We start from the raw sequence: 24,286 nt of genomic DNA, 5'->3' as shown, positions 1-24,286 counted from the left end.
GACCGCGGCGGGATCAGGGCACCTGCAGGCCGACCTGTGTGGCGAGGTCGGTGAGCATGGACTCGAACATCGGCTCGGGGTCGGACACCGCGATCGGGAAGCGGCCGAACACCTCCAGCGCCACGTGCCCGTACAGCCGCACCCAGAACTGCAGCATGAAGTAGACGGTGTCCAGGCCCAGCCGTTCCGGCGGCACCTCGATGCCGTGCTCCGCCAGGCTGGCCAGCAGCGCGTCGCGGAACGCCTCCAGGTCGGCGACCAGCGCACGGGGGATGGCGACCGGGCGCGGCGGGCGGACCTCGTGGGTGATCAGCACCCGCCCGGCCACCATGAGGAACACCCGGCCGAACTGGTCGTGGGCCGGACCCGGGCCGCACTCGCCCGCTTCGCCGGCCGGCGGCGCCTTCGATCCCTCCGGCGAGGCGAAGACCAGGGCGAACTCGTGCGGGTGGGCGAGCGCCCAGCGGCGGAAACCCCGGCACACCGCGAAGACCTGGGCGGTGGTGTCACCCTCGGGGATGCCGGCCAGGTCGGCGGAGAGGTGCCCGGAGACGTCCAGGCAGATGTCGTCGCAGAGTTGCCGGAGCAGGTCCTCGCGGGAGTTGTAGTAGCGGTACAGCGCCGGTGCGGTGATGCCCAGTTCGCGGGCGATGGCGCGCAGGGTGACGGCCTCCCTGCCGTGCCGGACCAGCAGGTTCCTGGCGGTCTCCCGGATCTCCCGCTCGGTGTCGGAACGGGGTCGCTCGCGACGTGTGGCCTGCGCCATGCACCCATCCTCGAAAGTTGTGAACACCGTTCACCATGGCTAGCCTGGCGCGGAGTTAACGGCGTTCACGTCGATCGTCGTTCGTCCGGACGTTACCCGCGTACACGTCCGGTGACCAGTAAGAGGGGGAGCGTTGGCCTTGTTCGGCACGTGGGGCTCGATGGTGTACCGGCGGCGGTGGCTGGTGACCGTGGTGGTCCTGCTGGCATCCCTGGGCGCCGGCGCCTGGGGCTCCGGGGTTTTCGGCAAGCTGACCCAGGGCGGATACGAGGATCCGGCCAGCCAGTCGGCGCAGGCGGACCGGATGGTCGAGCAACACTTCGGCCGGCAGCAGGGCGACGTGATGGTGCTCTACAGCGCCCCACCGGGCGGCACCGTGGACGACCCCGCCGTCGCCGGCGGGGTCACCGCCGCGCTGCGCGCGCTGCCCCGGGACGCGGTGGCCGGCGTGCTCGACTACTGGGACGGCCACGCAGCGCAACTGGTGGACGCCGACCACACCCATGCGCTGGCGGTGCTCACGCTCGCCGCCGACCAGCCGGGTGCGCAGCAGACCCAGTTCACCCGGATCCGCGACCGGCTCGCGGTACCCGGCGTGCGTGCCGACATCGCCGGCGCGGTACCGGTGCAGCAGGCGATCACCGAGCGGTCCAACGCCGACCTGCGGACCGCCGAACTGGTCTCGTTGCCGATCACCCTCGCACTGCTCGTGGTGATCTTCGGCAGCCTGGTCGCCGCGCTGCTGCCGGTGGCCGTCGGCGGGCTGGCCATCCTCGGCTCACTCGGTGTGCTACACCTGCTCGCCGACCTGGTCGAGGTCAACCCGTTCGCGGTGAACGTCGCCTCGCTGCTCGGGCTGGGCCTGGCCATCGACTACGGGCTGTTCAGCGTCGGGCGGTTCCGCGAGGAACTGGCCGCCGGCCGGAGCCCGGCGGAGGCGGTCCGCCGGACGGTGGCCACGGCCAGCCGCACGGTGGCCTTCTCCGCGACGCTGCTGGTGGTCGCGCTGGCCGGGCTGGTGGTCTTCCCGCTGGGCTTCCTGCGGTCGGTCGGCTACGGCGGGATGTCCGCGGTGGCCGTCGCCGCCGTGGTGTCGCTGACGTTGCTGCCCGCGCTGCTCGGACTGCTCGGCCGGCGGGTGGACATGCTGGCCGTGCCGTGGCGGCGCCGGGCCTCCGGCTCGGTGGGCGAGCCGCGCGGCCTGGCCCGGCTCGCCGGGGTGGTGCTGCGCCGTCCCGCGCTGTTCGCCGTGCCCCTGGTGGCCGGCCTGCTGGTGCTCGGCGCCCCCTTTCTCGGCGTGAAGTTCGGCGCGGTGGACGAGAAGCAGCTTCCCGAGGGCAACCCGACGCGGCAGGCCGTGGCCGCGGTCGACCGTTCCTTTCCGGCCAGCGGCAACGGCTCCGCCGAGATCGTGCTGCGCGGTGCCGGCCCCGCCGAGGTGCGGCGGTTCGCCGAGGACGCCCGGCGGGTGCCCGGCGTGCGCGGCGTCGCGCCCGCCGGAGCGTCCGGCGACGTGGTGCTGCTGCGCGCCACGCTGGCCGGCGACCCGCTGGGCGAGGACGCCAAGGACGCCGTCCGCGGGTTGCGCGCCATCCCCGTGCCGCCCGGCGAGCAGGCCCTGGTCGGCGGGTTCTCCGCGCGGGTGGTGGACAGCGTCCAGGCGATCATGGAGCGGCTGCCGTGGATGGTCGCGGTGCTCGCCGGCGCCACCCTGGTGATGATGTTCCTGGCGTTCGGCTCGGTGTTGCTGCCGGTCAAGGCGGTGCTGATGAGCACGCTGAGCCTGTGCGCCACCTTCGGCGTGCTGGTCTGGGTGTTCCAGCAGGGCCACGGCGCCGGTCTGCTCGGGGTGACCCCGGAGCCGCTGGAGCCGGGCATGATCGTGCTGATCGGCGCGATCGTGTTCGGCCTGTCCACGGACTACGAGACGTTCCTGCTGTCCCGCATGATCGAGGCCCGCAACGCGGGCATGTCCAGCCCGGAGGCGGTGCGCCACGGGCTGCTGCGCACCGGGCGCACCATCAGCGCCGCCGCCCTGCTGCTGATCGTGGTGGTCGGCGCTTTCGGCCTGTCCCAGCTCGCCACCATGCGGTTCATCGGGCTGGGCATGATCGTCGCGCTGGCGCTGGACGCCACCGTGGTGCGGATGATGCTGGTACCGGCCGTGCTCCGGCTGCTCGGCGACGCGGCATGGTGGGCGCCGGGGCGGCTGCGCCGGCTGCGACGGCGCATCGGCGCGCACCACGGCGAGCCGGAACCCGAGCCGGTCATCGAGGAGCGGGCGCCGGAACTGTCCGGGCGCCGCTGAGCGGGTGCCCCGGCCCGGGCGGGCGGAGCGCCGAGCCCGCGGGACGGCGGGCCCCGGCACCGGCCGCTCGGGGGGCATGGCGACCGGCGCCGGGGTCCGGACCCGCCGCGAACGGGCCGTGCGCGACGGCCCCCGGCGAACCCGGCTGGACGTCCGGGCCCCCTCCCTCCGCCCGTCGCCCCCTCGTCGACGGGCGGAGGGCCCGGGTGACGGCCTTCCGTGCGGAAGCCCTACCTACGTTGACGCACGAGACCCCCGATTGGATCCGCACGATTACTCATCTTCGGCGAAACCGCGCCGTGGACGGCCGGGAGCAAGGGGCGGAACGGGGGAAAACCGGAGCCACCCGATCGTGGCCACGTCGCCGAGTTGACCGACGTCGCACTAGTCTTCCTTTGACCTCAGCGGCCGGGCTGACCGGTGAGCGGTGCGGATCTCCCGCTGTCGGGTGAGTGGTGAGGGGCTCAGCGTGGCGACCATGCGTGATGTGGCAACCCGGGCAGGTGTCTCCGTCGCCACCGTCTCCCGGGTGCTCAACGAGCATCCGGCACCCACCAAGGAGACCAGGGCGCGGGTGTTCGCCGCCGTGGACGAGCTGGGTTACCGGCCGAACGTGCTGGCCCGGTCGCTGCGCATGCACACCACGAGGACGCTCGGGCTGGTGATCAGCGACCTGCTCAACCCGTTCTTCGCGGAGATCGCCCAGGCGGTCGAGGAGGAGGCCCGCGAGCACGGCTACTGCGTGGTGTTCGGCAACGCCGACGAGCGGGACGACCAGCAGCTCACCTACGTCCGGGCACTGCTGGACCGCCGGGTGGACGGGCTGCTGGTCTGCCCGGCCACCGACGATGGTGGCTGGGTGGCCGAGGCGGTGGCCAGCGGGGTCCCGCTGGTGCTGATCGACCGCACAGTGCGCGAGCCGAGGGTGCCGGTGGTGCGCGCTGACGGCCGGGCAGCGCTGCGCGAGCTGGCCGCGCACCTGGTCCGGCTGGGGCACCGGCGGATCGGCGTGATCGCCGGGCCGGAACGGACCAGTACCGGCCGGGAGCGGCTGGAGACCTTCCTCGCCGCCCTGACCGAGCTGGGCATCTCGCCCCGGCCCGCGCACGTGGTGCACGGCGACTTCCGCAGGGAGAGCGGCGCCGCGGCGGCCCGGCGGCTGATGGCGCTGGACGAGCGGCCGTCCGTCCTGGTCGCGATGGACAACCTGATGGGCCTGGGTGCCCTGGCGGAGCTGCGCGGTGGCGGCTGGGTGGTGCCGGACGGCGTCGGCCTCGCCATCTACGACGACCAGCCGTGGTTCCCGCTGCTCGACCCGCCGATCACGGTCATCGCCCAGCCCACCGTGGAGATCGGGCGCGCCGCGGCGCGCAGCCTGCTCGCCCTGGTGGCCGGCGAGCGGGTGGACGACGTGCTGCTGCCCGCCCGGCTGGTCACTCGCCGGTCCTGCGGCGAGGGCCGGGTGGTCAGCCGGACCAGAACGCCCTGAGTACCGGGAGGGAGTGACGGCCAGCCGTGGCGCCGAAGATCGTCGTGGTGGGCTCCGCCAACGCGGACCTGGTGGTCGCCGTGCAGCGCCGGCCGGGCGCCGGGGAGACCGTGCTCGGCGCGGACACCGTGGTGGTGCCCGGGGGCAAGGGCGCGAACACCGCGGTCGCGGCCGCCCGGTTGGGCGCCCCGGTCGCGCTGCTCGGCGCGCTCGGCGACGACCAGTACGGCACCCTGCTGCGCGACTCGCTGGCCGCCGCCGGTGTCGCCACCGAGCTGGTGCGCACCTCGGCGCGGCCGACCGGGATCGCCTACATCACGGTCACCCCGGACGGGGAGAACTCGATCGTCGTGTCGCCGGGAGCGAACGCCGAGGTGTCCGCGGACGACGTGGTCGCGGCGGCCGGCACGCTCCGTGCGGCGCGGGTGCTGGCGTGCTCGCTTGAGGTGCCGGTCCCGGCGGTGGAGCAGGCGGTGGCCGTCGCGGTCTCGGCCGGCGTCCGCCCGGTGCTCAACCTTTCCCCGGTGGCCCGGCTGCGCCAGGAGACGCTGGCCTCGCTGGATCCGCTGGTGGTCAACCAGCACGAGGCGGCATGGCTGCTGGGTACCGCCGAGGACGCCGTGCCGGGCGTCGAGTTGGCCAGCGCGCTGCTCGGGCTGGGGCCGCGCTCGGTCGTGGTCACGCTGGGCGCAGCCGGGGCGGCACTCGCCGAGCGGGGCGACGTGGTCGAGGTGCCGGCGCCCGAGGTGCGCGCGGTGGACACCACCGGAGCGGGCGACGCGTTCACCGGGGCGCTGGCGGCTCGGCTGGCCGGGGGCGAGAAGCTGGCCGCCGCGGTGCACTTCGCCGTGCGGGTCGCGTCGCTCTCGGTGACCCGGGCCGGCGCCCAGCCGTCCTACCCGGCCGCCGAGGACGTGCTGCTGGCCTGACCCCGGCTCCCGGCCCTGCGCGGGCGCTCCGGTGCGGGCGGGTGCCGGGGCAGAGCGCGCGTCCACCATGGACATTTCCGGCCGCCGGCGGGCCCGTGACCGGCGCGCCAGCGGCCGGAGCAGCCCGGATCGCTCGTGCGGTGGCGTGCGTCACGCACACCTATCATCGACACGGGGCAGGCGGTGAGAGGTATGGTCTAGACCATGTTGGGCGTACGACTCAGCGGCGTCGGGGTCAGTCCGGGCCGGGCCTCGGGCCCGGTGGTGCGGGTGGCCGATCCGCTGCCCGAACCCCCGGAGACGCCGTCCCCGGAGGACCCGCTGGCCGAGGCCGCGCGCATCCGGCCGGCCGCCGAGGCGGTCGCCGAGCAGTTGCGCCGCCGCGCCGCCGCCGTCGGCGGCGACATGCGGGCGGTCCTGGAGACGACCGCCACCATGGCAGCCGATCCCGCCCTGCTGTCCCAGGCCGAGCAACTCGTGACCACGCGCGGTGTCCCCGCGCCGCGCGCCGTGTACGAGGCGGCCTCCGGGTTCGCCGACGCGTTGCAGGCCGCCGGCGGCTACCTGGCCGAGCGGGTACGGGACATCCACGACGTGCGCGACCGGCTGGTCGCCGAACTGCTCGGGGTCGAGCCGCCCGGCGTGCCCGAGCTGCCCGGGCCGAGCATCCTGGTAGCCAGGGACCTGGCCCCGGTGGACACCGCCGGTCTGGACCCGGCCAAGGTGCTCGCCCTCGTCACCGCGGACGGCGGTCCCACCAGCCACACCGCCATCCTGGCCCGCTCGCTCGGCATTCCCGCGGTGGTCGCCTGCCGCGGCGTCCTGGACCTCGGCGAGGTGCCCGGGCTCGCGGTGGACGGCGACACCGGCCGGGTCGAGGTGCCCGAGGGCCCGGTCGAGGTACACGCCGCCGAGACCACCGCGGCATCCGGGTGGAACGGTGTGGGCGCCACCCAGGACGGCTTTCGCGTCAAGGTCCTCGCCAACGTCGGCAAACCCGAGGACGCCCGCGCTGCCGCCGATGCCGGCGCGGAGGGGGTCGGCCTGTTCCGCACCGAGTTCTGCTTCCTCGCCGCCACCGACGAGCCCTCCGTGGCCGACCAGCGCACGGCGTACCGCGCCGTGCTCGCCCCGTTCGCCGGGAAGCCCGTGGTGGTGCGCACCCTGGACGCGGGAGCGGACAAGCCGCTGGGGTTCCTCGGCCTGGCGGCCGAGCCCAACCCCGCGCTCGGCGTCCGCGGCCTGCGGGTGGCCCGGGAACGCGCCGGCGTGCTGGACCGCCAGCTCGAGGCGATCGCCGGCGCCGCCGAGGACTCCGGCGCCGAGGTGTCCGTGATGGCGCCGATGGTGGCCACCGCCGAGGAGGCGGGCTGGTTCGCCGAGCGGGTGCGGGCCGCGGGCATCGCCAGGGCCGGCGTGATGATCGAGGTTCCGGCCGCGGCACTCACCGCGCGGGAGATCTTCGACGCCGTCGACTTCGTCAGCCTGGGCACCAACGACCTGGCGCAGTACCTGTTCGCGGCCGACCGCCAGGCCGGCGCGGTGGCCGCGCTGAACGATCCGTGGCAGCCGGCGCTGCTCCGGCTGATCGCCCGGGTCGGCGAGGCCGCCGGCGAGGTCGGCAAGCCGGCGGGAGTGTGCGGCGAGGCCGCCGCGGACCCGCGGCTGGCCTGCGTGCTGGTCGGCCTCGGCGTGTCCAGCCTCTCCATGAACGCGGCCGCGCTGACGATGGTCGGCGCGACGCTGGCGAGGGTGAACCACGACCAGTGCCAGAGCGCGGCGCGCGCCGCGGCCGCCGCGGCCGACCCGACCGCGGCCCGCCAGGCGGTGCACGCCGCCCTCGGGTGACCGCCGCCGGCTTCGCTGGTCCGGGTGGGTGGGTCGGGGCTGCGGTTGCCGAGCGCCCCGCGCCGTCGCACGCTGCCAACAAGGCACCGGTGAGCGGAGGGATTCTCGGCCATGGCCACGTGTGAGACCTGCGGCAACGACTACTACATGTCCTTCGAGGTGCACGCGCATGGCGCGGTGCACATCTTCGACTGCTTCGAGTGCGCCATCCAGGCCATGGCGCCGGTGTGCGAGCACTGCCGCTGCCGGATCATCGGGCACGGCATGGAGGCCGACGGCCGGTTCTTCTGCTGCGCGCACTGCGCCCAGTCGGAGGGCGCGATGAGCCTGGTCGACCACGCCTGAATCGAGCCCGACCACGCCCGACCCGGTGGCCGGCGACCTGACTCCGGCGCCGCCGGCCGGGCCGCGACCGCGCCGCCGGTGGCGCGGGTCACTCCTCCGGCTCGCCGTCCAACCCGTGCTCGATGGCGTACCGGGCCAGCTCGACCCGGTTGTGCAGTTGCAGCTTGCGTAGCGTGGACTGCACGTGGTTCTCCACCGTCCGGTGCGAGATGACCAGCCGGTTGGCGATCTGCCGGGCGGTCAACCCCTTGGCCACCAGGCGCAGCACCTCGGTCTCCCGCTCGGTGAGCTGCGGCGCCTGCTTGCCGTCGTTCGGGCTGACCGCCATCCGCCGGTACTCGCCGAGCACCAGCCCGGCCAGCCCGGCGGTGAACACCGCGTCCCCGGCGGCCGTCCGGCGCACCGCGTCGACCAGTTCCTCCACCGACGCCGACTTGACCAGGTAGCCGGAGGCGCCCGCCTTCACCGCCTCCAGCACGTCGGAGTGCTCGCCGCTCGCGGAGAGCACCAGCACCCGGGTGTCCGGTAACTCGGTGGCGATCCACCGTGTGGCGTCCACTCCGGACGGCTGGCCGAGGTTGAGGTCCATCAGCACCACGTCGGGCCGCACGGTCCGGGCGATCCGCATCGCCGCCTCCGCGTCGCCGGCGGTGGCCGGCACGTCGAACCCGCGCTCGGTCAGGTCGCGGGCCACCCCGTCCCGCCAGATCGGGTGATCGTCGACGACCATCACGGACACCCGTGCGGCCTGGCGACCGCTGCGCGCGCCGTGGTCGCCTGCTGTGCCGCTGCTCGACCCGGTCATTCAGGTTCCCTTCCCGCGACGCTTCGGTGACTCCTGCCGGGGCAGGCGCACCTCCCACTCGGTGCCCTCGCCGGGACCGGTCGAGAGCACCAGCGTGCCACCCAGCCCGGCCACCCGGCCCCGCATCGACTTCGCCACGCCCATCCTGCCCTCCGCCGCGGCGGCGGCCAGCCGCCCTTCGGGGATACCCGGACCGTCGTCCCGGATGCTGATGACCACCTCGTCGCCGAGGTCCTCCAGCAGTACCCAGGCCCGCGCCGCCTCGCCGGCATGCTTGTCCACGTTGGACAGCGCCTCGGTAACGACCGCGGCCAGCTCCGCCACGGCGGCCGCGGGCAGCATCACCTGGGTGGCCGGCACGGACACCTGGACCCTGGGGGTCACCAGCAGTTGGAGCTGCCCGCGAACGTCCACCTCACCGTCCATGGTGGACTCCGGTGCGGCGGCGGAGACCAGGGCGCGTAACGCGATCTCCTGCGCTCCGGCGAGGTTCGCCAACTCGGCCGCCTCACCCCCCAGCTCGGCGCCGCGGCGGCGGACCCGGGCGAGCACCTGCAGCACGCCGTCGTGGATGGACCGGGCCAGCCGCTCCCGCTCGGCCGTGGCCGCCTCGGTGCGCAACGCCTGGCGCAGCTGCTCGGCGGACCGGCGAGCGGTCTGCGACGCCATCCCGATCACCACGCCGACGCCGACCAGCAGCACGGTGTCCCTGGCCATGTCGGTGTTGAAGTAGCCGCGCACGCCGACGTTGAACACCGCGACGATCACACCGGCGACCATCCCGAAGGTGCGCCCGCCGTACACCGCCGCGGACACCACCGGCCCGCACGCCCACACCGTGGTGATCAGCGGGGCCGGCCGGATCAGTTGCTCCGGCGTCAGGATCACCAGCGACGTGGTCATCAGCCCGCAGGTCAACACCAGGTCGGCGACCACGACCCAGGCACGCCGGCCCGCCTGCCGGCCGTAGCAGAAGGCGGTGAACGCGGTCCACGCGGCCATCACCCCGATCACCGGCCAGCCCAGCCACGGCCGCGCGTAGTCCGCGTCATGCACGGCGAAAACGCCGATGGCGAAAAGGAACGTCAGAATGCGCAGTACGATCGTGCCGCGCCACAACGGCGTGGCCGGGTCGTCGTCGGTCGGGTGGCCCGAACCGGATAGGCGTTCTCCCACGGTGCGCTCCCTTCCCCACCTAATCCTGCCGTGTCGGGTAGTCGGATGAACTCGCAGCCGGTGTCTTGGGGCCGGAGCGCACCATGTGCAAGGCTCAGCACGCCGCCGATGTCCGGCGAAATCCGTTGGCTTCTCGGAGTTCCGTGTCGCTCCCGTCGGGGGGAGGGCCGTTCCTTGCGCACGTGGACGCTGTGGTCGTTACGGCGACCCGCACTGGCCTACTGGTTGCTGGTGGATCTCGCCGCGATCGCCTGCACAGCACTTGTGGTGACACACACACCGCCGCCGGACGCGGCGGATCTGGGCCGGTTCACGATGATCGCGGCGACCGCCGGTGCGGTGGTCATCGGCACCACGCTGGCCAGCCAGATGCGCCGGGAACCGCAACGCAACCCGTGGGCGGTGCACGTCTGCTACCTCGCCGCCGGGGTGTGCGTGCTGCCGCTGAACCTGCTCGCGCTGCTGTTCCTCGGCCCCGCGCTGCACGGCGTGATGGTGGTGCGGCCGGAGCCGCACCGCTGGCTGTTCACCCTCTCCGCGAGCGCGCTGGGCACCTTCGCCGGCCGGTTCGTGATCGGCTGGCACGAAACCCGGTGGGACGTGGCGCACCTGCTGCTCGCCGGGGCGGCGCTGCTGCTCACCAGGACCGTGCTGGTCGCGGTTGGCCTGCGACTGCGCAACCCGGGCGCCGGGATGGACGAGATCATCGGCGACTCCATCGATGTCACCCTGGGCATCGTCGCGGTGAGTATCGGCGCGCTGATGGGGACCGCGCTGCTGTTCCAGCCGTCGCTCGGCGTGCTCGCCGGCCCGCCGATGGCCCTGCTGGAACGGGCCGCCCAGCTGCCGCACTGGCGGCGTTCGGCGCAGCGGGACGCGAAGACCGGGCTGGCCAATGCGGTGCACTGGGACCGGCTGGCCCGGTACGAGCTGAGCCGGGCCCGGGCGCGCAGCCAGCCGGTCGCCGTGATGCTGCTGGACCTCGACCACTTCAAGCGGGTCAACGACCGGGTCGGCCACCTGGCCGGGGACGCCGCCCTGGCCGCGGTGGCGCTGCGGCTGCGTGCCAGCGTCCGGCGCGGCGACGTGGTCGGCCGGTTCGGCGGCGAGGAGTTCGTCGTGCTGCTGCCGGACACCGAGCCGCCCGAGGCCGAGGCGGTGGCGCAGCGGGTGCGGCTGGCCGTCGCCGCCATGCACGTGCCGACCACCACCGCGAACGGCGACCCGTACGTGCTGGACGGGTTGACCGTGAGCATCGGCGTGGCCACCTCGGTGCGCTACGGCTACGAGCTGCCGGACCTGCTGATCGCCGCGGACGCCGCGCTGCTGTCCGCCAAGGGGTTCGGCCGCAACCTGGTCGCCATGGCGTAACCGGGCGGGGCACCGCTACCCGGAGGACTCCACGTCGGTCCCGGTCTCCCGCTCAGTACCGGCCGCGCGGGACTGCTCCGGTTCGGGCGGCTGCGCCGTGGCCGGTTCCGCCGAGGGCTCCTCGTGCTGCGCCAGCAGCGAGCGGATACCCGAGTTCACCACGGCGAGCAGCGGCACGGCGAGCAGCGCACCGGCGATACCGCCGACCACCGTGCCCGCGGCGATCGCCAGCACCACGGCCAGCGGGTGCAGCTTCACCGCCCGGCCCATCAGCAGCGGTTGCATCACGTGGCCCTCCAGCTGCATCACCGCGATCACCACGCCGAGCACGATCAGCGCCGGGATCAGGCCGTTGGCCACCAGGGCGACCAGCACCGCGACCGTCCCGGCCACCACCGACCCGACGATCGGCACGAACGCGCCGAGGAACACCAGCGCGGACAGCGGCACGGCGAGCGGGACGCCGACCCCCCACAGCCCGATGCCGATGCCCACCGCATCGACCACCGCGACCACCGCCGTGGCCCGCACGTAGTTGACCAGCGAGGCGAACCCGCGCCGGCCGGCCACGTCCATCCGGCCCCGGACGTTCGCGGGCAGCCCGCGCAGCACGAACCGCCAGATCCCGTCGCCGTCGTAGAGGAAGAAGATCAGGGTGAACAGCGCGAGCAGCATCGAGGTCAGCGCCTCGCCGACGGTGGCCGCGGTGCTCAGCGCGCCCGTGGTGATCGACGCCTGGTTCTCCTTGATCGTCGCGACGATCCGGTTGAGGTACTCGTGCACCTGCTGCGGGCTGACGTGCAGCGGACCCTTCTGCAGCCACTGGCTGATCGTGTCCAGGCTGCGCCCCACCTGGGCCTGCAGCGCGGGCAGCCCGTTGACGAACTCGGTGACCACGAAGGTCAGCACGCCGCCGACCACCGCGAGCCCGCCGACCAGCACCACCACGGTGGCCAGCGCGCGCGGTACCCGCCAGGCGACCAGGTGCCTGACCGCCGGCGCCAGCAGCGCGGACATGAGCAGCGCGATCGCCACCGGAATGACCACCGCCGCCAGCCGGCCGACCACGATCCCGATCACATAGAGCGCGCCCACCACGACGAGGAAACGCCAGCTCAGCGCGGCCGCCACCCGGATCACCTTGGGGACCGCCGTGGTCACGTCCGCCGGTTGGTTCCCGCGTGGCTGAATCCCGTTGTCGGTGCCGCGTCCCGGCTCAGGGGTGCTCACCAGTGCACGTTAACCCGTGGCGCCCACCGCTCTAGACGGTTTGCCGGATCGGCTGTGGCGGTGGCGCCGTTCCGCTCCCGGGACCGCGCGGCCTGATACGGACGCTCACATCCGGATACACGCAGTGTGCGTCACCCGATGTAGCGATCTTCTCGCTCAACGGATGCGCCGGCCGGCCGATGTTGGCAGAGTGCCTGCTGCGACGACGCGTGGCGGATCGAGCACGGCGAGCTACCGCAGTGCCGCCCACGCGTAACCGGTGGGTCCTTGATCGGAGCTGGGCTCCGCCGCCCGCGGACCGGGTCGGGTCGTCGCCACGAAGTACGAGAGGAAGCGATGGCGGCCGAGCAGCGAGCGACGGCGGGGGCGACCCGCGTGCGCCGGCTGCTGTCCCGCACCCTGCTCGTGCTGGGCGGCACCGTCGCTGGCACCGCGGCGGCCTGGCTGCTCTCCACCGCCTGCGCCGCCGCGGCCCCGAGCGCCGATGGCGAAGCGCACCCCGTCGCGAGAACTTCGGCCGAGCGGCCACCCACCCACTCGCACGGCATCGACCTTCCGGATGCGCCGCGCCTCGCCCCGCACCACCCGGCCCACCGCCTCACCCCGCACGGGCCGCAGGTGGCGGAGTGGCGGTTGGCCGACCGGCTGCCCGGGCCGTGGACCAGCGAACCCGGCGCGCGCCCCACCGTCCCGGTCACCGGCTCCGGCGCGGGCCCGGGCGACCCGGCGGCCGGCTACGGGGACTGCCCGGGCGAGCCGGTCGCCAGCTCCGACGCGCGCCCGGTGCCGGCACCGCGACTGGCACCCCCGTTGCTGGCCGACGCCGTGACCGGTCCGGTCGCCGGCGCCCTCGACGAACTGACCCGCCCGGCCGTTCCGGCACTGGGCGGCTGGCTCGCGCCGGCACCGGGCGCGCCCAACCCGCGGCCGGGCATCGACCAGGTCGCCGGCGCGCTACGCGACGCCTTCGGCGGCGGCCAGCTCGCCGCCGGCGGACTCGTGCCGAACCCGGTCGAGACGGCCGGCGGGCTGGCGCAGAGCGTGCCCGGAGCCGCGGCGGCCGGCGAGTCGATGGCCGCGCCACCCGTGCCGGCTGTGCCCACCGCCCCGAGCGCCGAGCCGGCGACCGCCGTGTCGCCCGACGGCTGGACCGGCACCGCGACCACGGTGCCCGCACCCCGCGGCATCCCGGCGCACCGGTCCACCGTGCCGGCACCCCCGCCCGCTCCGCTTGCCCCCGGCGGTCCGCCGGTGATCGTGCCGGTCAGCTCCTGCGCCTGCGGATCGCAGGGTTCCGCGTCCTCCGGTGGCCACCCGGCCGGCGCCACCGCCTCGCCGGCGCACCTGCCCGGGACCGCGCTGGCCCGCGCCCTCCGCCCGGGTGCGCAGTCCGAGCCGGCCGCCAGCGGCGCGCAGCCCGGCGTCACCCCCGACTGACCCGCCGCCTGCGGCAGGCGCGATCGCCGGAGAACCGGCGCGCCTCCGCTGCCGCGACCGCGGCGCACTCGACCACGCGGGCAAACCGACCCGCATCCCCATCCGGGTGGCCGGACCAAACCCCGACGTACCCCGAGACCGGCCACTCGCGTCACCCCAATGGAAGGAGAACCCATGCAGACCTGGGCGAAGCGCGGCATCCAGACCGCGCTGATGACCGGGGGAATGCTGGCCGTCGGCGCGGGCATCGCCTCCGCCGAGCAGTGCGCGGACCGTCCCTGCACGCCGCTGGGCGGCGGGGTCGACGTGCCGATCGACATCGGCAACAACGTGGTGGGCACGCCGCAGGGCAGCAAGGCGGCACCCGAGATCCACCGCGACATCAACACCGACCAGGTCGCCCACGCGCTGCCCAGTGCCCTCCAGGCGCCGGCCGGCCGGCTCACCGCGCCGCTGGCCGGTGCCGCGGAGCCGACCGGCAGGCACGCCCTCCGACCGATGCACCAGCAGGACGGTGGGGACACCTTCCGCGGCAACCGGGCCAGCGCCGACCTGGTGATCCCGGTGCAGGTGGAGAACAACGCGATCGGCCTGCTCGGCAACGCCGAGGCGAACGGCGACTCCCAGCAGTCCGCCGCCGCGTACCACCCCGTCGACACCGACGGCGGCCACGGCGTGCTCACCGGCAACGTGTTGCAGTTCGTCGGGGCGGTCCCGCTGCAGGTCACCGGAAACGCGCTGGCGGTGGGCGGCAACGCCGGCACGCACAGCCACTCCTCGCAGGACACCACCTCCGGCGGCGGCGTGACCACCGGCGGCGACCGGGGCGTGCTCGCGGGCAACGTCCTGGCTGGCCAGGCTGCCCTGCCGGTGCAGGCCGACGGCAACGCGGCCGGCGTGCTCGGCAACGCCCACTCGGACTCCACGTCGGAGTCCAGCGCGCACGCCCCCGGCGCGCTGTCCACCAGCGGCGACCAGGCCACCCTTTCCGGCAACGCGCTCGGCCTGCCGGTCGGCACGCCGCTCGGCGTGAACGGCAACGCCATCGGCGCGGGCGGCAACGCCAAGTCGCATTCGGACACCGAGGCCGAGGCGATCGCCGGCAGCACCGTGCCCAACAAGTTCGGGCTGCCCAGCTACGTCCGGACCAGCGGCGACCACAGCACGCTTTCCGGCAACGGCGGCGAACTGCCGCTGTCCGGCCCGGCGGAGTTGGACGGCAACGCGCTCTCCGCCGTGGGCAACGCGCTGGCCAGGGGCAGCGCCGAGAAGCACACCGATGCCGGTGGCGGCGTGGACACCAGCGGCGTCGGCTCCACCGGATCCGGGTCGACCATCGAGGGGCCGGTGGCGGTGCCGGTGCAGGCGTTCGGTAATGGTGGTTCTGTGATCGGCAACGCCGACAGCGGCTTCGACAACGTCACCCACTCCAGCGCTGGGGGCAACACCTTCACCAACGGCGACCACTCCGTGCTGTCCGCCGAGGGCGTGAACGTGCCGCCCGCCGGTGCGGTGGACGTGTTCGGCAACGCCGGCTCGGTGCTCGGCAACGCCGGCGGCCGGGGCAGCAACACCACCAGCGCCACCACCGGCGGGTACACCGGGACCACCGGCAACGACGCCACCGGCTCCGGCAACGTGATCAGCACCCCGCTGGCCCCTCCGGTGGAGGGCTACGGCCTCGCCGGTGCGGTGGCCGGCACGGCCGACGCGCAGGGCGTGGAAACCGACAAGGACATCCACTCCGGCAACGGCAAGGTCAACACCAACGACGACGGAGGCACGCTGAGCAGCAACATCGTCGGTGGCGCGGTGGCGATGCCGGTGCAGGCATTCGGCGACGCCGCCGGGTGGATCGCCAACGTGCGCGGCCGCGGCACCAACAACACCACCACTACGGCCGGTGGCGACACCGAGGCCAAGGGCACCAGGGGCAGCGGCTCGGGCAACATCCTCTACGGCTCCCTCGCGCAGCCAGCGCAGCTGTTCGGCGTGGCCAGCTCGACGGTGGGCACCGCGGACGCGGCCGCGCTGAACAACACCGCCGCCGAGGCGGGTGGCAACAGCACCACGGACGGCTTCGGCGGTGCCGGCTCCGGCAACGTCGCCAACCCCGCGGTGGCCGGCGCCACCCAGGCGTTCGGCGACGCGCTCGCCTGGTTCGGCCTGGCCCGCGGCGTCGCGGGGAACGCCACCGACTCCTACGCCGGCGGCAACGCCAGCACCTCGGGCGACCACGGCGCGCTGTCCGGCAACCTGGCCAGCCCTGCCGTGCTGTCCTTCGGCCAGGTGTTCGGCGACACGGTGAGCGCGCTCGGGGTGGGCGGCGCGTTCGGCGAGGACGGGACCCACGCGGCCGCGGGCGGGAACAACGACACGTCGGGCCGCGGCGGGGCGCTCTCCGGCAACATCCTCAACGCCCCGGTGGCCAGCGAGGTGCCGCAGGCGTACGGCGACGCCCTCGCCGTGGGCGGCATCGGCCAGGCGACCGGCTACGACGACAACCTCGGCCAGGTGGGTGGCCGCAACACCACCGAGGGCCCGTACCGCAGCCTGTCCGGGCTGATCGGCTACGCCCCGGCGAACCCCGCCGTGGAGATCTTCGACGTGCCGATCCAGGTGCTCGGCCGGGCGTTGACCCACGGGGAGGACCGGGACCACATCGGGATCGGCGACGAGACTCCGCACCTCGACCTGCCGCCGACCGGCGACGGGCTCGGCCCGGCCGACCTGCCCACCTTCGCCGCGCTCCAGCAGGGCCGGCACGCCAGGGCCGCGCGGCCCATCGGCATCACGCTGCCGGCTCCGGACCTGCCGCCGCTGCCCGCGCCCACGGCCACGCCGTTCAGCGAGCGCTCCGGCGCGCACGCGCTGGACGACGAGCCCACCCAGGAACTGCCGGTGATCGGCGGGCAGGGTGCGCAGCTGTCCGGCATGCACGTTGACCCGTCCGGCGCCGGGCTCGACCGGTACAGCGGGCTCGCGCCGTCGCCGGCCGCGCCACCGGTGGACCCGGGGACCCTGCTGGGCAGCCTGCGCGACCGGATCCGAGGGATCCAGCTGCCCAGGGCCTGACCTCCGGCCCGCTGGTGCCGGCGGGCCGGGAGACGGGGGTGTGTGGCCGAGGGGCCTTGCCGGGATTCCACGTCATCGCGGCGGGGCCCCTCGCACGACGCTAGGGATGCAGCCGGCTCTCCGCGTAGGCGAGAACCGAGTGCACCGGAGCACTGCCGTCGCTGGTCACCCAGCAGACCCGGACTCCGGGCCGCAGGTGCTCCCCGCCCACCCGGATTGGCCGCTCAGCCAGTTCGCGAACGCGTTCCGCGATCGGCTCCCCGGTGCCGTTGGGATGCTCGGCGACCACCGCGAGCTCGTCCCCGCCGTAACGGGCCACGGTGTGGTCGGCACGCAGCCCGCTGCGCAGCCGCGCACCCAGCACGGAGAGCACCTCGTCACCTCGGGCGAAGCCGTACCGCGCGTTCACCTCGGCCAGTTGTCGGACGTCCAGCAGCACCAGGGTGGCCAGCGTGCCGCGGGTACGCGCCCGGACCAGCGCCTGCTGCAGGCGGTCCAGCAGCAGCAACCGGCCGGGCAGCCCGGTGACCGGGTCCAGCAGCCCTCGGCTGCGGGCCACGTCGTCGTCCACCGGCTGCAGCAGCACCAGCAGCCGGGGGCGACCGTGCACGTTCAGCGGGTAATGGTCCGCCCAGATCCGTGCGCTGGGCGTGCCGTCCCTGGTCACCACCATCGGCACGGCCAGCGGGGTACCCATGCGGAACACCTGGTCGGCCAGGTCGGCGTCGCTGGGTAGCGGCGCGCCGGACTCGTCGCACAGCCGCCACCGCGCGGGCCGGCGGCCGCACAGCAGGTCCGCCTGGCTCAGCCCGAGCAGGCTGGCTGCGCGCTTGTTCGCGGCCAGCACGTCACCGTGCTGATCCCGCAGCATCACGCCCACCGGCAGCTCGGCGACCAGGTCGTCCCAGATCGCCCCGACGGTGTTCGGTGCCGCCACGTTCACGGCACTCATCGGCTCACACCCCCCGCTGGCCTCGGCCTCTGCGTTGAGCCTGCTCTGCCGGCCGGACAAACTTCAAGAGGTCGGCCGGACCCGTAAAGGTGATCTTCCTGTGCCGCCGGCGCGTCGACTACGCACAGTCAGTAGTAAATTCTCTGTGTAATCGATGCAGGCAAAGCCCTGCTGCCGGCCGTGGCGACCGGCAGCCGGATCGGGACGGTCAGCCGAACTGGCGGGTCATCCCGAGCGAGGCCACTCCCGCGCCCAGCAGGAGAATGATCGCGCCGACGATGACGTTGCTCGCGATCAGGCCGGTAGTCGCCGCCTTCTGCAGGATCACCCACGGACTGATGATCAGCCATACCCCGAGGACCGGTGTGGTCCACGCCAGGTTGTGCGTCCGGCCGTACGCCGACGCGAACCCCAGCGCCATCACGGCCACGGCGAGCCCGACGATCAGGTTGTTCACCGTGATGTAGGGGATAACGCTGAACTTGACCACCCAGGGCGAGATCGCGGCGTACAGGCCGGCCAGGCAGGTGAGTCCGTAGAGCGTCCTCGCGAGCGGCGTCTCGGAGGCCTCCTCATAGTGGGCACGCAGGGCCATCAGGTCCGGGTGTGCCTCGATCGGCGTCTGCGCGGGGCGTGTCGACATCTCGCTTCACCTCCCACACCCGCTCATTTCCGTCCAACAACAAAGGCAAACACCCCACTCGTCGCATCCCCGTCACGAGGAACATAACGGCGTTTTGCTCTGGTGCCGGCTGGCCGTGCAGGCGCCGTCAACCTTCGTGTCGGTCGGCGGTTCGAGGCGCCGTCAGCCCTGGGCGAGGTCGACGAACCGGCTGTAGTGCAGCTGGTGGGCCACGGTGATGGTGGTGGTCGGGCCGGCACGGTGCTTGGCCAGGATCAGGTCGGCCTCGCCAGCGCGCGGATCGTCCCGCTCCCACGCATCCGGCCGGTGCACCAGGATCACCATGTCGGCGTCCTGCTCCAGCGAACCGGATTCGCGCAGGTCGGCGAGCATTGGGCGCTTGTCGGTGCGCTGTTCCGGGCCGCGGTTGAGCTGGCTGATGGCAACCACCGGGACCTCCAGCTCCTTGGCCAGCAGCTTGAGGTTCCGGGAGAACTCGGACACCTCCTGCTGGCGGGACTCGACCCGCTTGCCCGAGGTCATCAGCTGGAGGTAGTCGACCACGATCAGCGCCAGGTCGTTGCGTTGCTTCAGCCGCCTGGCCTTGGCCCGGATCTCCATCATGGTCATGTTCGGCGAGTCGTCGATGAACAGCGGGGCCTCGCTGATCTCGCTCATCCGCCTGGCCAGCCTGGTCCAGTCGTCGTCGGTCATCCGGCCGCCGCGCATGTCCTGCAACCGGATCTTCGCCTCGGCGGAGAGCAACCGCATGACGATCTCCGTGCGGCTCATCTCCAGCGAGAAGATCACGCTGGTCAGCCCGTGCTTCACCGAGCACGACCTCGCGAAGTCCAGCCCGAGGGTGGATTTGCCCACACCGGGACGGGCGGCGATGATGACCATTTGACCGGCGTGCAGGCCGTTGGATACCGCGTCGAGGTCGGCGAAGCCGGTGGGCACCCCGAGCGCCGCGCCGCCGCGGGACGCGATCGCGTCGATCTCGTCCATGGTCGGCTGCAGCAGGTCCTCGAGAGAGACGAAGTCCTCGCTGGTCCGCCGCGCCGTGACGTCGTAGATGGAGGCCTGGGCCCGGTCCACGATCTCGTCGATCTCGGCGCCCTCGGCCCCGTGGTAGCCGAGTTGCACGATCCGGGTGCCGGCCTCGACCAGCCGGCGCAGCACCGCCTTCTCGGCGACGATCTCCGCGTAGTACCCGGCGTTCGCCGCGGTGGGCACGGTGGCGATCAGGGTGTGCAGGTAGGGTGCCCCGCCGACGCGCAGTAACTCGCCGCGCCGGTCCAACTCGGCGGACACCGTGATCGGGTCGGCCGGCTCGCCCCTGCCGTACAGGTCCAGGATGCAGTCGTAGATGGCCTGGTGGGCGGGGCGGTAGAAATCCTCCGGCCGGAGCACGTCCACCACGTCGGCGATGGCGTCCTTGCTCAGCAGCATCCCGCCTAGCACCGACTGCTCCGCGGCGATCTCCTGGGGCGGCTGCTTCTCGAACGCTTCGGCCACTCCCCGGTCGTCCGCGAGCGCCACCTTGCTCGCACCTCCCCGTCTCCCGCGTCGCAACACAGCGTTGCGACGACCTCCGTTTTCTACCCCGTCGCGCCGACAGTTCTGGGGCATGGCACGCGCCGGTGATGGCGGACGCTAGATCGGGCTCACCGCGCCGGGCAAATGGCCCTGGGGACGGATCTGTGGACAACCTGGGGATGATCGGGGGCAGGTGACCACAGGCGCACCCTTCGCTGTGGAAAACCTGTGGAGCCCTGACCAGGGGTGATGTAAAAGCCCAGGTCAGACCATGTGGGTAAGGTGTGGAAAACGTTGCTCGAAAGTGATCGGCGTGTCGCGCCTGACCGACCCTTCGGCGTGTCGCGATCGAGCCGTCACAGCCAGCTATCCACAGGCGTTGTGGATGCGTGCGACCGCCGGAACAGACGGAAGCGCCGTTCCCTGGATTGATTCAGGTCGAACGGCGCTTCCGGATGATAATGGCCGTGCCGCAGTAACGCTGCGTGAGCGATCCCCCGTGCGCGGGCGATCGCGCCGGGTGGTCCGGCCCGGTTCAGCCCTGGGCGCTGACGTTCACGTCGAGCGCGGCGACGACCTCCGGGTGCAGGCGCACCTTCACGGAGTACGTGCCCACGGTCTTGATGTGCCCTGGCAACTCGATGGCCCGCTTGTCCAGCGTCGGGCCGCCGGCCGCCTTGACCGCGGAGACGATGTCGGCCTGGGTGACCGAGCCGAACAGCTTGCCGCTGGCGCCGGCCGCCTTGGCGGACAGGGCGACGGGGCTGATGCCCTCCAGCGTGCCCTTGACCTCCTTGGCGTGGTCGAGGTCGCGGATGCGGCGGGCCTCCTGCGCCCGGCGGATGGTGCGCACCTGCTTCTCGGCGCCCTTGGTGGCCGCGATGGCCAGCCCCCAGGGCAGCAAGTAGTTGCGGCCGTAGCCGTCCTTGACCTCGACGAGGTCGCCCGGACCGCCGAGGCCGCTCACGTCAGCGGTGAGGATGAGCTTCACGACGCACTCCTCTTTCGTTCCTTGGGTCTGGCGAGCGTGTCCCGCCGGAGACGGGCGCGCGGAATCCCGCGCGGCACCGCCGTCCCAGCGGAGACAGGCGTGGTCAGCGGGCGGTCGACGTGTACGGCAGCAGCGCCATCTCGCGGGCGTTCTTCACCGCGGTGGCGACGTCACGCTGGTGCTTGCTGCAGTTGCCGGTCACCCGGCGGGCACGGATCTTGCCGCGGTCGGAGATGAACTTCCGCAGCATCGTGGTGTCCTTGTAGTCGATCGACGGCGCGGACTTGTCCGTGCAGAAGACGCAAACCTTCTTCTTGGGCTTGCGGACTGGTGCCTTGGCCACCATTGAACTCCTGGATCGAACGCGGTTCGGTTGCTCTGGATGACGGTGCCTGGATCGCCTGGATCAGGCACAGGTACGCGATGCTTTCGGGTGCGGCTTCGTGCCGCCGAGGGTTCGGCGTCAGAACGGCGGCTCGTCGCTGAACCCGCCGGAACCGGCGGGCGGCGCGGAACCCCACGGGTCGTCGGCCGGCGCGGCGGAGGAACCGGAGCCCCCGAAACCACCGCCACCGCCGCCAGCACCCGCGCGGCTCACCTTGTTGACCTTGGCGGTCGCGTAACGCAGGGAGGGGCCGACCTCGTCGACCTCCAGCTCGATCACGGTCCGCTTCTCGCCCTCCTTCGTCTCGAAGGAGCGCTGCCGCAACCGGCCGGACACGATCACTCGCATCCCCCTGGTCAGCGACTCGGCCACGTTCTCAGCGGCCTGACGCCAGATGTTGCATCGCAGGAACAGCGCCTCGCCGTCCTTCCACTCACCGGTCTGGCGATCGAAGGTGCGGGGCGTGGAGGCGACGGTGAAGTTCGCCACCGCGGCCCCGGAAGGGGTGAAGCGCAGCTCCGGATCGGCGGTCAGGTTGCCGACCACCGTGATCGTCGTCTCGCCAGCCATCAGTGAACTCCTCGCTGGTCAGGCCCGGGCGTCCTCTCGCCGCAGGACCTTAGTGCGCAGCACCGACTCGTTCAGGGACAGCTGACGGTCCAGCTCCTTGACCGCGTCCGGCTCGGAGACCACGTCCAGCACCGCGTAGATACCCTCGCCGTGCTTCTTGATCTCGTAGCTCAGCCGCCGGCGACCCCAGACGTCGACCTTCTCCACGTTGCCCCCGGAGGTCCGGATGACGTTGAGGAAGGTGTCCAGCGACGGCGCGACCGTGCGCTCGTCGAGACTGGGGTCGAGGATGACCATGACCTCGTAATGACGCATGAAGACCTGTCACCTCCTGTGGACTGGCGGCCACGGGCTCTCCGTGGCAGGAGGGTCGTCGCGTCAGCAACCCGGGAAGGATAGCAACCGGTACCGGAGGCCTTCTCAGCCGGTCGCCGCGGCAGCCCGGGTGAGCACCCAGCGGCGTACCAGCGCGGCCGTGACGCAGGACAGCATGACCACGGCCAGCAGCACCGGGGCGCCGACCCGGTTGTCGTCCCGGACCGGGTTGAGTGCCTGCGCTCCGCCGGCCGCCGTGCGCACGTCGTCCTGGGCCGCGCCGAGCGTGCCGAGTTGCGGGGCGTAGCCGGGTACCTCGTTGCCGTAGAGCAGGCCGGGCGAGGGCGCCCAGTCCCCGGGGATGGCGAACGGCAGGTCGCCGTAGTTGAAGGGGGACGCCCGGCCGGTGCCCACCAAGCCGCCGCCGAAGTCGTACAGCGGCGCGCCGCCGGGCGAGTAGCCGCCCACCGCGGCGAAGCCGGAACCGCCCGGCTGCGCCGCGCCGGGGCTCGCCGGCGGGCTCTGCTGGCCACTGCCCGGGCCGCCGGAGGACTGGCTCGGCGGGGACAGCGCCGCCGTGCCCTGCTGGACCGCGCTCGCCGCGGCGGACGCGCCGGCCTGCACCTGCCCGGCGGCGGCGTTGACGCCGGTCACGGCGATCCCGCACGCCGAGGTGAGGACCTGCCGCACGCCGTTGCTCACGGGTGTGAGCAGCGCGCCGAGCGGCGTCTTGCCGAGCTGGGCGACCACCTGGTTGGCGATGGTGGCGCCCGAGATGTAGCCCTGGCCGGACGGGATGGCGCCGATCGGGATCGGCGGCAGCGCGAGGAACGCCTGCCGGAATGAGCCTGCCACCAGTGAGCCGCCGGGCAGCGCGTCGATCACGGTCACGATCGGCTCGACCACGGCGGCCGGGCTCAGCGACACGGGCTGCCCCGGGGCTCCCTGTGCCGAGGTCGAGCAGCTGCCGACCACGATCGGGGCAGCGGCGGCGGCCGGCTCGGTGCCGACCGCGGCACCCACAGAGCTCGCGGCAATGACCACCGCGGCGGTCGCCACTAACCGCCCGAGCCGCGCTCGCATGCTGATCCCTCCGGATCTACCGGTGAGTAACCTAACGGGTCACGCTACGCCTCGACGGTGACGCCCGCCATACCCGGACCGAACCAATTCGGTCCAGTAGCAGCGGTACTCCGGGTGGCACCGCGCCGTCTGGAGGCGCGCGCTGGTGAACCGCGCTGGCCCGGTCGCGGACAACGCGCACGGGCCGAAACGCCGGTTGACCGCATGGTGTGACAGCTAGGTCGACACGGCGCACCCGACTAGGCTTGCCGGATATGCGCATCGGAGCTCACGTCCGCGATGGTGATCCACTGGGCGCGGCGCGCGAGCGCGGTGCCGAGATCATCCAGTTCTTCCTGGCGGACCCGCAGGGCTGGAAGTCTCCGCAGCCGCATCCGCAGGCCGAGGAACTGCGAGCCAGCGACATCGACGTCTACATCCACTCGCCGTACGTCATCAACGTCGCGTCGCTGAACAACCGCATCCGCATCCCGTCCCGCAAGCTGGTGGTGCAGCACGCGAAGGCGGCCGCCGCGGTGGGCGCCAGGGGGCTCGTGGTGCACGGCGGCCACGTGACCAGGACCGACGACCCGGCCGAGGGGCTGGCCAACTGGCGCAAGCTGTTCGAGCGGCAGGCCGCCGAGGGCGGGTTCGCGGTACCTGTCCTGGTGGAGAACACCGCGGGCGGGGACAACGCCATGGCCCGACGGCTGGACATGGTGGCCAGGTTGTGGGAGCAGATCGGCGAGTTCGAGCCGGGGTTCGTGCTGGACACCTGCCACGCGTTCGCCGCGGGCGAGGAACTGCTCGGCATCGTCGACCGGGTGAAGGCAATCACCGGCCGGATCGACCTGGTGCACCTGAACAACTCGCGTGACCCGTTCGGGTCGTCCCGGGACCGGCACGCGAACATCCCCAGCGGCACGATCGACCCGGAACTGCTGGTCGCGGTGTGTGCCGCCGCGGACGCGCCGATCGTGGTGGAGACACCCGCCGAGGGTCAGGCCGACGACATCGCCTTCCTGCGCGACAAGCTCGGTCGGTGACCGGGTGCGCTCCACCCGGCAGCCG

21 protein-coding genes are annotated in these 24,286 nt (G+C 73.1%); 9 read left to right on the top strand and 12 right to left on the bottom strand.

The window, feature by feature from the left end; translation table 11 throughout:
- Positions 1-13: 13 nt before the first annotated feature.
- Positions 14-766, bottom strand: coding sequence for a TetR/AcrR family transcriptional regulator (locus tag FFT21_RS12550; RefSeq protein WP_137814010.1), 753 nt, complete (start codon positions 764-766; stop codon positions 14-16).
- 139 nt (positions 767-905) lie between these two features.
- On the opposite strand from FFT21_RS12550, the gene FFT21_RS12545 reads away from it, so the two are divergent.
- The 5 genes from FFT21_RS12545 (at position 906) to FFT21_RS12525 (ending at position 7,685) form a co-directional block, all read left to right on the top strand.
- Entirely contained in the window at positions 906-3,074 is a 2,169-nt protein-coding gene (locus FFT21_RS12545) for an MMPL family transporter (RefSeq protein WP_225978346.1), read from the top strand.
- 478 nt (positions 3,075-3,552) lie between these two features.
- Positions 3,553-4,563, top strand: a complete 1,011-nt coding sequence (locus FFT21_RS12540) for a LacI family DNA-binding transcriptional regulator (RefSeq protein ID WP_225978345.1) — start codon at positions 3,553-3,555, stop codon at positions 4,561-4,563.
- A 26-nt stretch (positions 4,564-4,589) separates the two neighbouring features.
- Positions 4,590-5,492: a ribokinase gene (locus tag FFT21_RS12535; protein WP_137814008.1), complete on the top strand. Its 903-nt coding sequence runs from the start codon at positions 4,590-4,592 to the stop codon at positions 5,490-5,492.
- Between the two features lie 204 nt (positions 5,493-5,696).
- Positions 5,697-7,340: a phosphoenolpyruvate--protein phosphotransferase gene (gene ptsP / locus FFT21_RS12530; protein ID WP_137814007.1), complete on the top strand. Its 1,644-nt coding sequence runs from the start codon at positions 5,697-5,699 to the stop codon at positions 7,338-7,340.
- A 111-nt stretch (positions 7,341-7,451) separates the two neighbouring features.
- Positions 7,452-7,685, top strand: coding sequence for a metallothionein (locus tag FFT21_RS12525; RefSeq protein WP_137814006.1), 234 nt, complete (start codon positions 7,452-7,454; stop codon positions 7,683-7,685).
- A gap of 88 nt (positions 7,686-7,773) precedes the next feature.
- On the opposite strand, the gene FFT21_RS12520 is transcribed toward FFT21_RS12525, so the two are convergent.
- Together FFT21_RS12520 and macS are read right to left on the bottom strand one after the other, a co-directional pair.
- Positions 7,774-8,415 (bottom strand): response regulator, encoded by a 642-nt coding sequence (locus FFT21_RS12520; RefSeq protein WP_225978356.1) that lies wholly within the window; start codon positions 8,413-8,415, stop codon positions 7,774-7,776.
- Between the two features lie 75 nt (positions 8,416-8,490).
- Entirely contained in the window at positions 8,491-9,666 is a 1,176-nt protein-coding gene (gene macS / locus FFT21_RS12515; RefSeq protein ID WP_137814004.1) for a MacS family sensor histidine kinase, read from the bottom strand.
- A gap of 174 nt (positions 9,667-9,840) precedes the next feature.
- On the opposite strand from macS, the gene FFT21_RS12510 reads away from it, so the two are divergent.
- Entirely contained in the window at positions 9,841-11,037 is a 1,197-nt protein-coding gene (locus tag FFT21_RS12510; protein WP_137814003.1) for a diguanylate cyclase, read from the top strand.
- Between the two features lie 15 nt (positions 11,038-11,052).
- On the opposite strand, the gene FFT21_RS12505 is transcribed toward FFT21_RS12510, so the two are convergent.
- Positions 11,053-12,228: an AI-2E family transporter gene (locus FFT21_RS12505; RefSeq protein ID WP_137814070.1), complete on the bottom strand. Its 1,176-nt coding sequence runs from the start codon at positions 12,226-12,228 to the stop codon at positions 11,053-11,055.
- 375 nt (positions 12,229-12,603) lie between these two features.
- Between FFT21_RS12505 and FFT21_RS12500 the strand changes: the two genes are divergently transcribed.
- Both FFT21_RS12500 and FFT21_RS12495 read left to right on the top strand, forming a co-directional pair.
- Positions 12,604-13,704: a hypothetical protein gene (locus tag FFT21_RS12500; protein ID WP_137814002.1), complete on the top strand. Its 1,101-nt coding sequence runs from the start codon at positions 12,604-12,606 to the stop codon at positions 13,702-13,704.
- A gap of 174 nt (positions 13,705-13,878) precedes the next feature.
- Complete coding sequence (locus FFT21_RS12495) at positions 13,879-16,779, top strand: beta strand repeat-containing protein (protein ID WP_137814001.1); 2,901 nt, start codon at positions 13,879-13,881, stop codon at positions 16,777-16,779.
- A 100-nt stretch (positions 16,780-16,879) separates the two neighbouring features.
- Here FFT21_RS12495 and FFT21_RS12490 read toward each other — a convergent pair whose 3' ends face one another.
- The 8 genes from FFT21_RS12490 to FFT21_RS12455 all read right to left on the bottom strand — a co-directional run bounded on the left by FFT21_RS12490 (position 16,880) and on the right by FFT21_RS12455 (position 23,080).
- Positions 16,880-17,731, bottom strand: a complete 852-nt coding sequence (locus FFT21_RS12490; RefSeq protein WP_137814000.1) for a sensor domain-containing diguanylate cyclase — start codon at positions 17,729-17,731, stop codon at positions 16,880-16,882.
- 208 nt (positions 17,732-17,939) lie between these two features.
- Positions 17,940-18,374 (bottom strand): SPW repeat protein, encoded by a 435-nt coding sequence (locus FFT21_RS12485; protein ID WP_137813999.1) that lies wholly within the window; start codon positions 18,372-18,374, stop codon positions 17,940-17,942.
- Positions 18,375-18,536: 162 nt separating this feature from the next.
- Positions 18,537-19,895 (bottom strand): replicative DNA helicase, encoded by a 1,359-nt coding sequence (gene dnaB / locus FFT21_RS12480; protein WP_225978344.1) that lies wholly within the window; start codon positions 19,893-19,895, stop codon positions 18,537-18,539.
- A gap of 532 nt (positions 19,896-20,427) precedes the next feature.
- Positions 20,428-20,883, bottom strand: a complete 456-nt coding sequence (gene rplI, locus FFT21_RS12475; RefSeq protein WP_137813997.1) for a 50S ribosomal protein L9 — start codon at positions 20,881-20,883, stop codon at positions 20,428-20,430.
- 103 nt (positions 20,884-20,986) lie between these two features.
- On the bottom strand, positions 20,987-21,226 hold the full coding sequence (gene rpsR / locus FFT21_RS12470; RefSeq protein WP_137813996.1) for a 30S ribosomal protein S18: 240 nt from the start codon (positions 21,224-21,226) through the stop codon (positions 20,987-20,989).
- A gap of 120 nt (positions 21,227-21,346) precedes the next feature.
- On the bottom strand, positions 21,347-21,838 hold the full coding sequence (locus FFT21_RS12465; protein ID WP_137813995.1) for a single-stranded DNA-binding protein: 492 nt from the start codon (positions 21,836-21,838) through the stop codon (positions 21,347-21,349).
- 18 nt (positions 21,839-21,856) lie between these two features.
- Positions 21,857-22,153 carry a 30S ribosomal protein S6 gene (gene rpsF, locus FFT21_RS12460; RefSeq protein ID WP_137813994.1) on the bottom strand — a complete coding sequence of 99 codons (297 nt, stop codon included), beginning with the start codon at positions 22,151-22,153 and terminating at the stop codon, positions 21,857-21,859.
- A 105-nt stretch (positions 22,154-22,258) separates the two neighbouring features.
- The gene (locus FFT21_RS12455) at positions 22,259-23,080 is read right to left on the bottom strand and encodes a hypothetical protein (RefSeq protein ID WP_225978343.1); all 822 of its coding nucleotides are present in this window, start codon (positions 23,078-23,080) and stop codon (positions 22,259-22,261) included.
- Between the two features lie 410 nt (positions 23,081-23,490).
- Between FFT21_RS12455 and FFT21_RS12450 the strand changes: the two genes are divergently transcribed.
- Complete coding sequence (locus tag FFT21_RS12450) at positions 23,491-24,261, top strand: deoxyribonuclease IV (protein WP_137813992.1); 771 nt, start codon at positions 23,491-23,493, stop codon at positions 24,259-24,261.
- Positions 24,262-24,286: the final 25 nt, after the last annotated feature.

Source organism: Gandjariella thermophila (assembly GCF_005405885.1).
Taxonomy (GTDB): Bacteria; Actinomycetota; Actinomycetes; order Mycobacteriales; family Pseudonocardiaceae; genus Gandjariella; species Gandjariella thermophila.
Note: the sequence above shows the minus strand (reverse complement) of the source record. Positions and strands in the feature narration are given on the sequence as shown.

Excerpts from the sequence above, each read along its gene's own strand:
- FFT21_RS12540 (WP_225978345.1), top strand. The coding sequence starts at position 3,553 with ATGCGTGATGTGGCAACCCGGGCAGGTGTCTCCGTCGCCACCGTCTCC.
- FFT21_RS12490 (WP_137814000.1), bottom strand. The coding sequence starts at position 17,731 with ATGAGTGCCGTGAACGTGGCGGCACCGAACACCGTCGGGGCGATCTGG.
- FFT21_RS12495 (WP_137814001.1), top strand. The coding sequence starts at position 13,879 with ATGCAGACCTGGGCGAAGCGCGGCATCCAGACCGCGCTGATGACCGGG.
- FFT21_RS12450 (WP_137813992.1), top strand. The coding sequence starts at position 23,491 with ATGCGCATCGGAGCTCACGTCCGCGATGGTGATCCACTGGGCGCGGCG.
- FFT21_RS12500 (WP_137814002.1), top strand. The coding sequence starts at position 12,604 with ATGGCGGCCGAGCAGCGAGCGACGGCGGGGGCGACCCGCGTGCGCCGG.
- rpsF (WP_137813994.1), bottom strand. The coding sequence starts at position 22,153 with ATGCGTCATTACGAGGTCATGGTCATCCTCGACCCCAGTCTCGACGAG.
- FFT21_RS12550 (WP_137814010.1), bottom strand. The coding sequence starts at position 766 with ATGGCGCAGGCCACACGTCGCGAGCGACCCCGTTCCGACACCGAGCGG.
- FFT21_RS12525 (WP_137814006.1), top strand. The coding sequence starts at position 7,452 with ATGGCCACGTGTGAGACCTGCGGCAACGACTACTACATGTCCTTCGAG.
- FFT21_RS12520 (WP_225978356.1), bottom strand. The coding sequence starts at position 8,415 with ATGGTCGTCGACGATCACCCGATCTGGCGGGACGGGGTGGCCCGCGAC.
- FFT21_RS12465 (WP_137813995.1), bottom strand. The coding sequence starts at position 21,838 with ATGGCTGGCGAGACGACGATCACGGTGGTCGGCAACCTGACCGCCGAT.
- ptsP (WP_137814007.1), top strand. The coding sequence starts at position 5,697 with ATGTTGGGCGTACGACTCAGCGGCGTCGGGGTCAGTCCGGGCCGGGCC.
- FFT21_RS12485 (WP_137813999.1), bottom strand. The coding sequence starts at position 18,374 with ATGTCGACACGCCCCGCGCAGACGCCGATCGAGGCACACCCGGACCTG.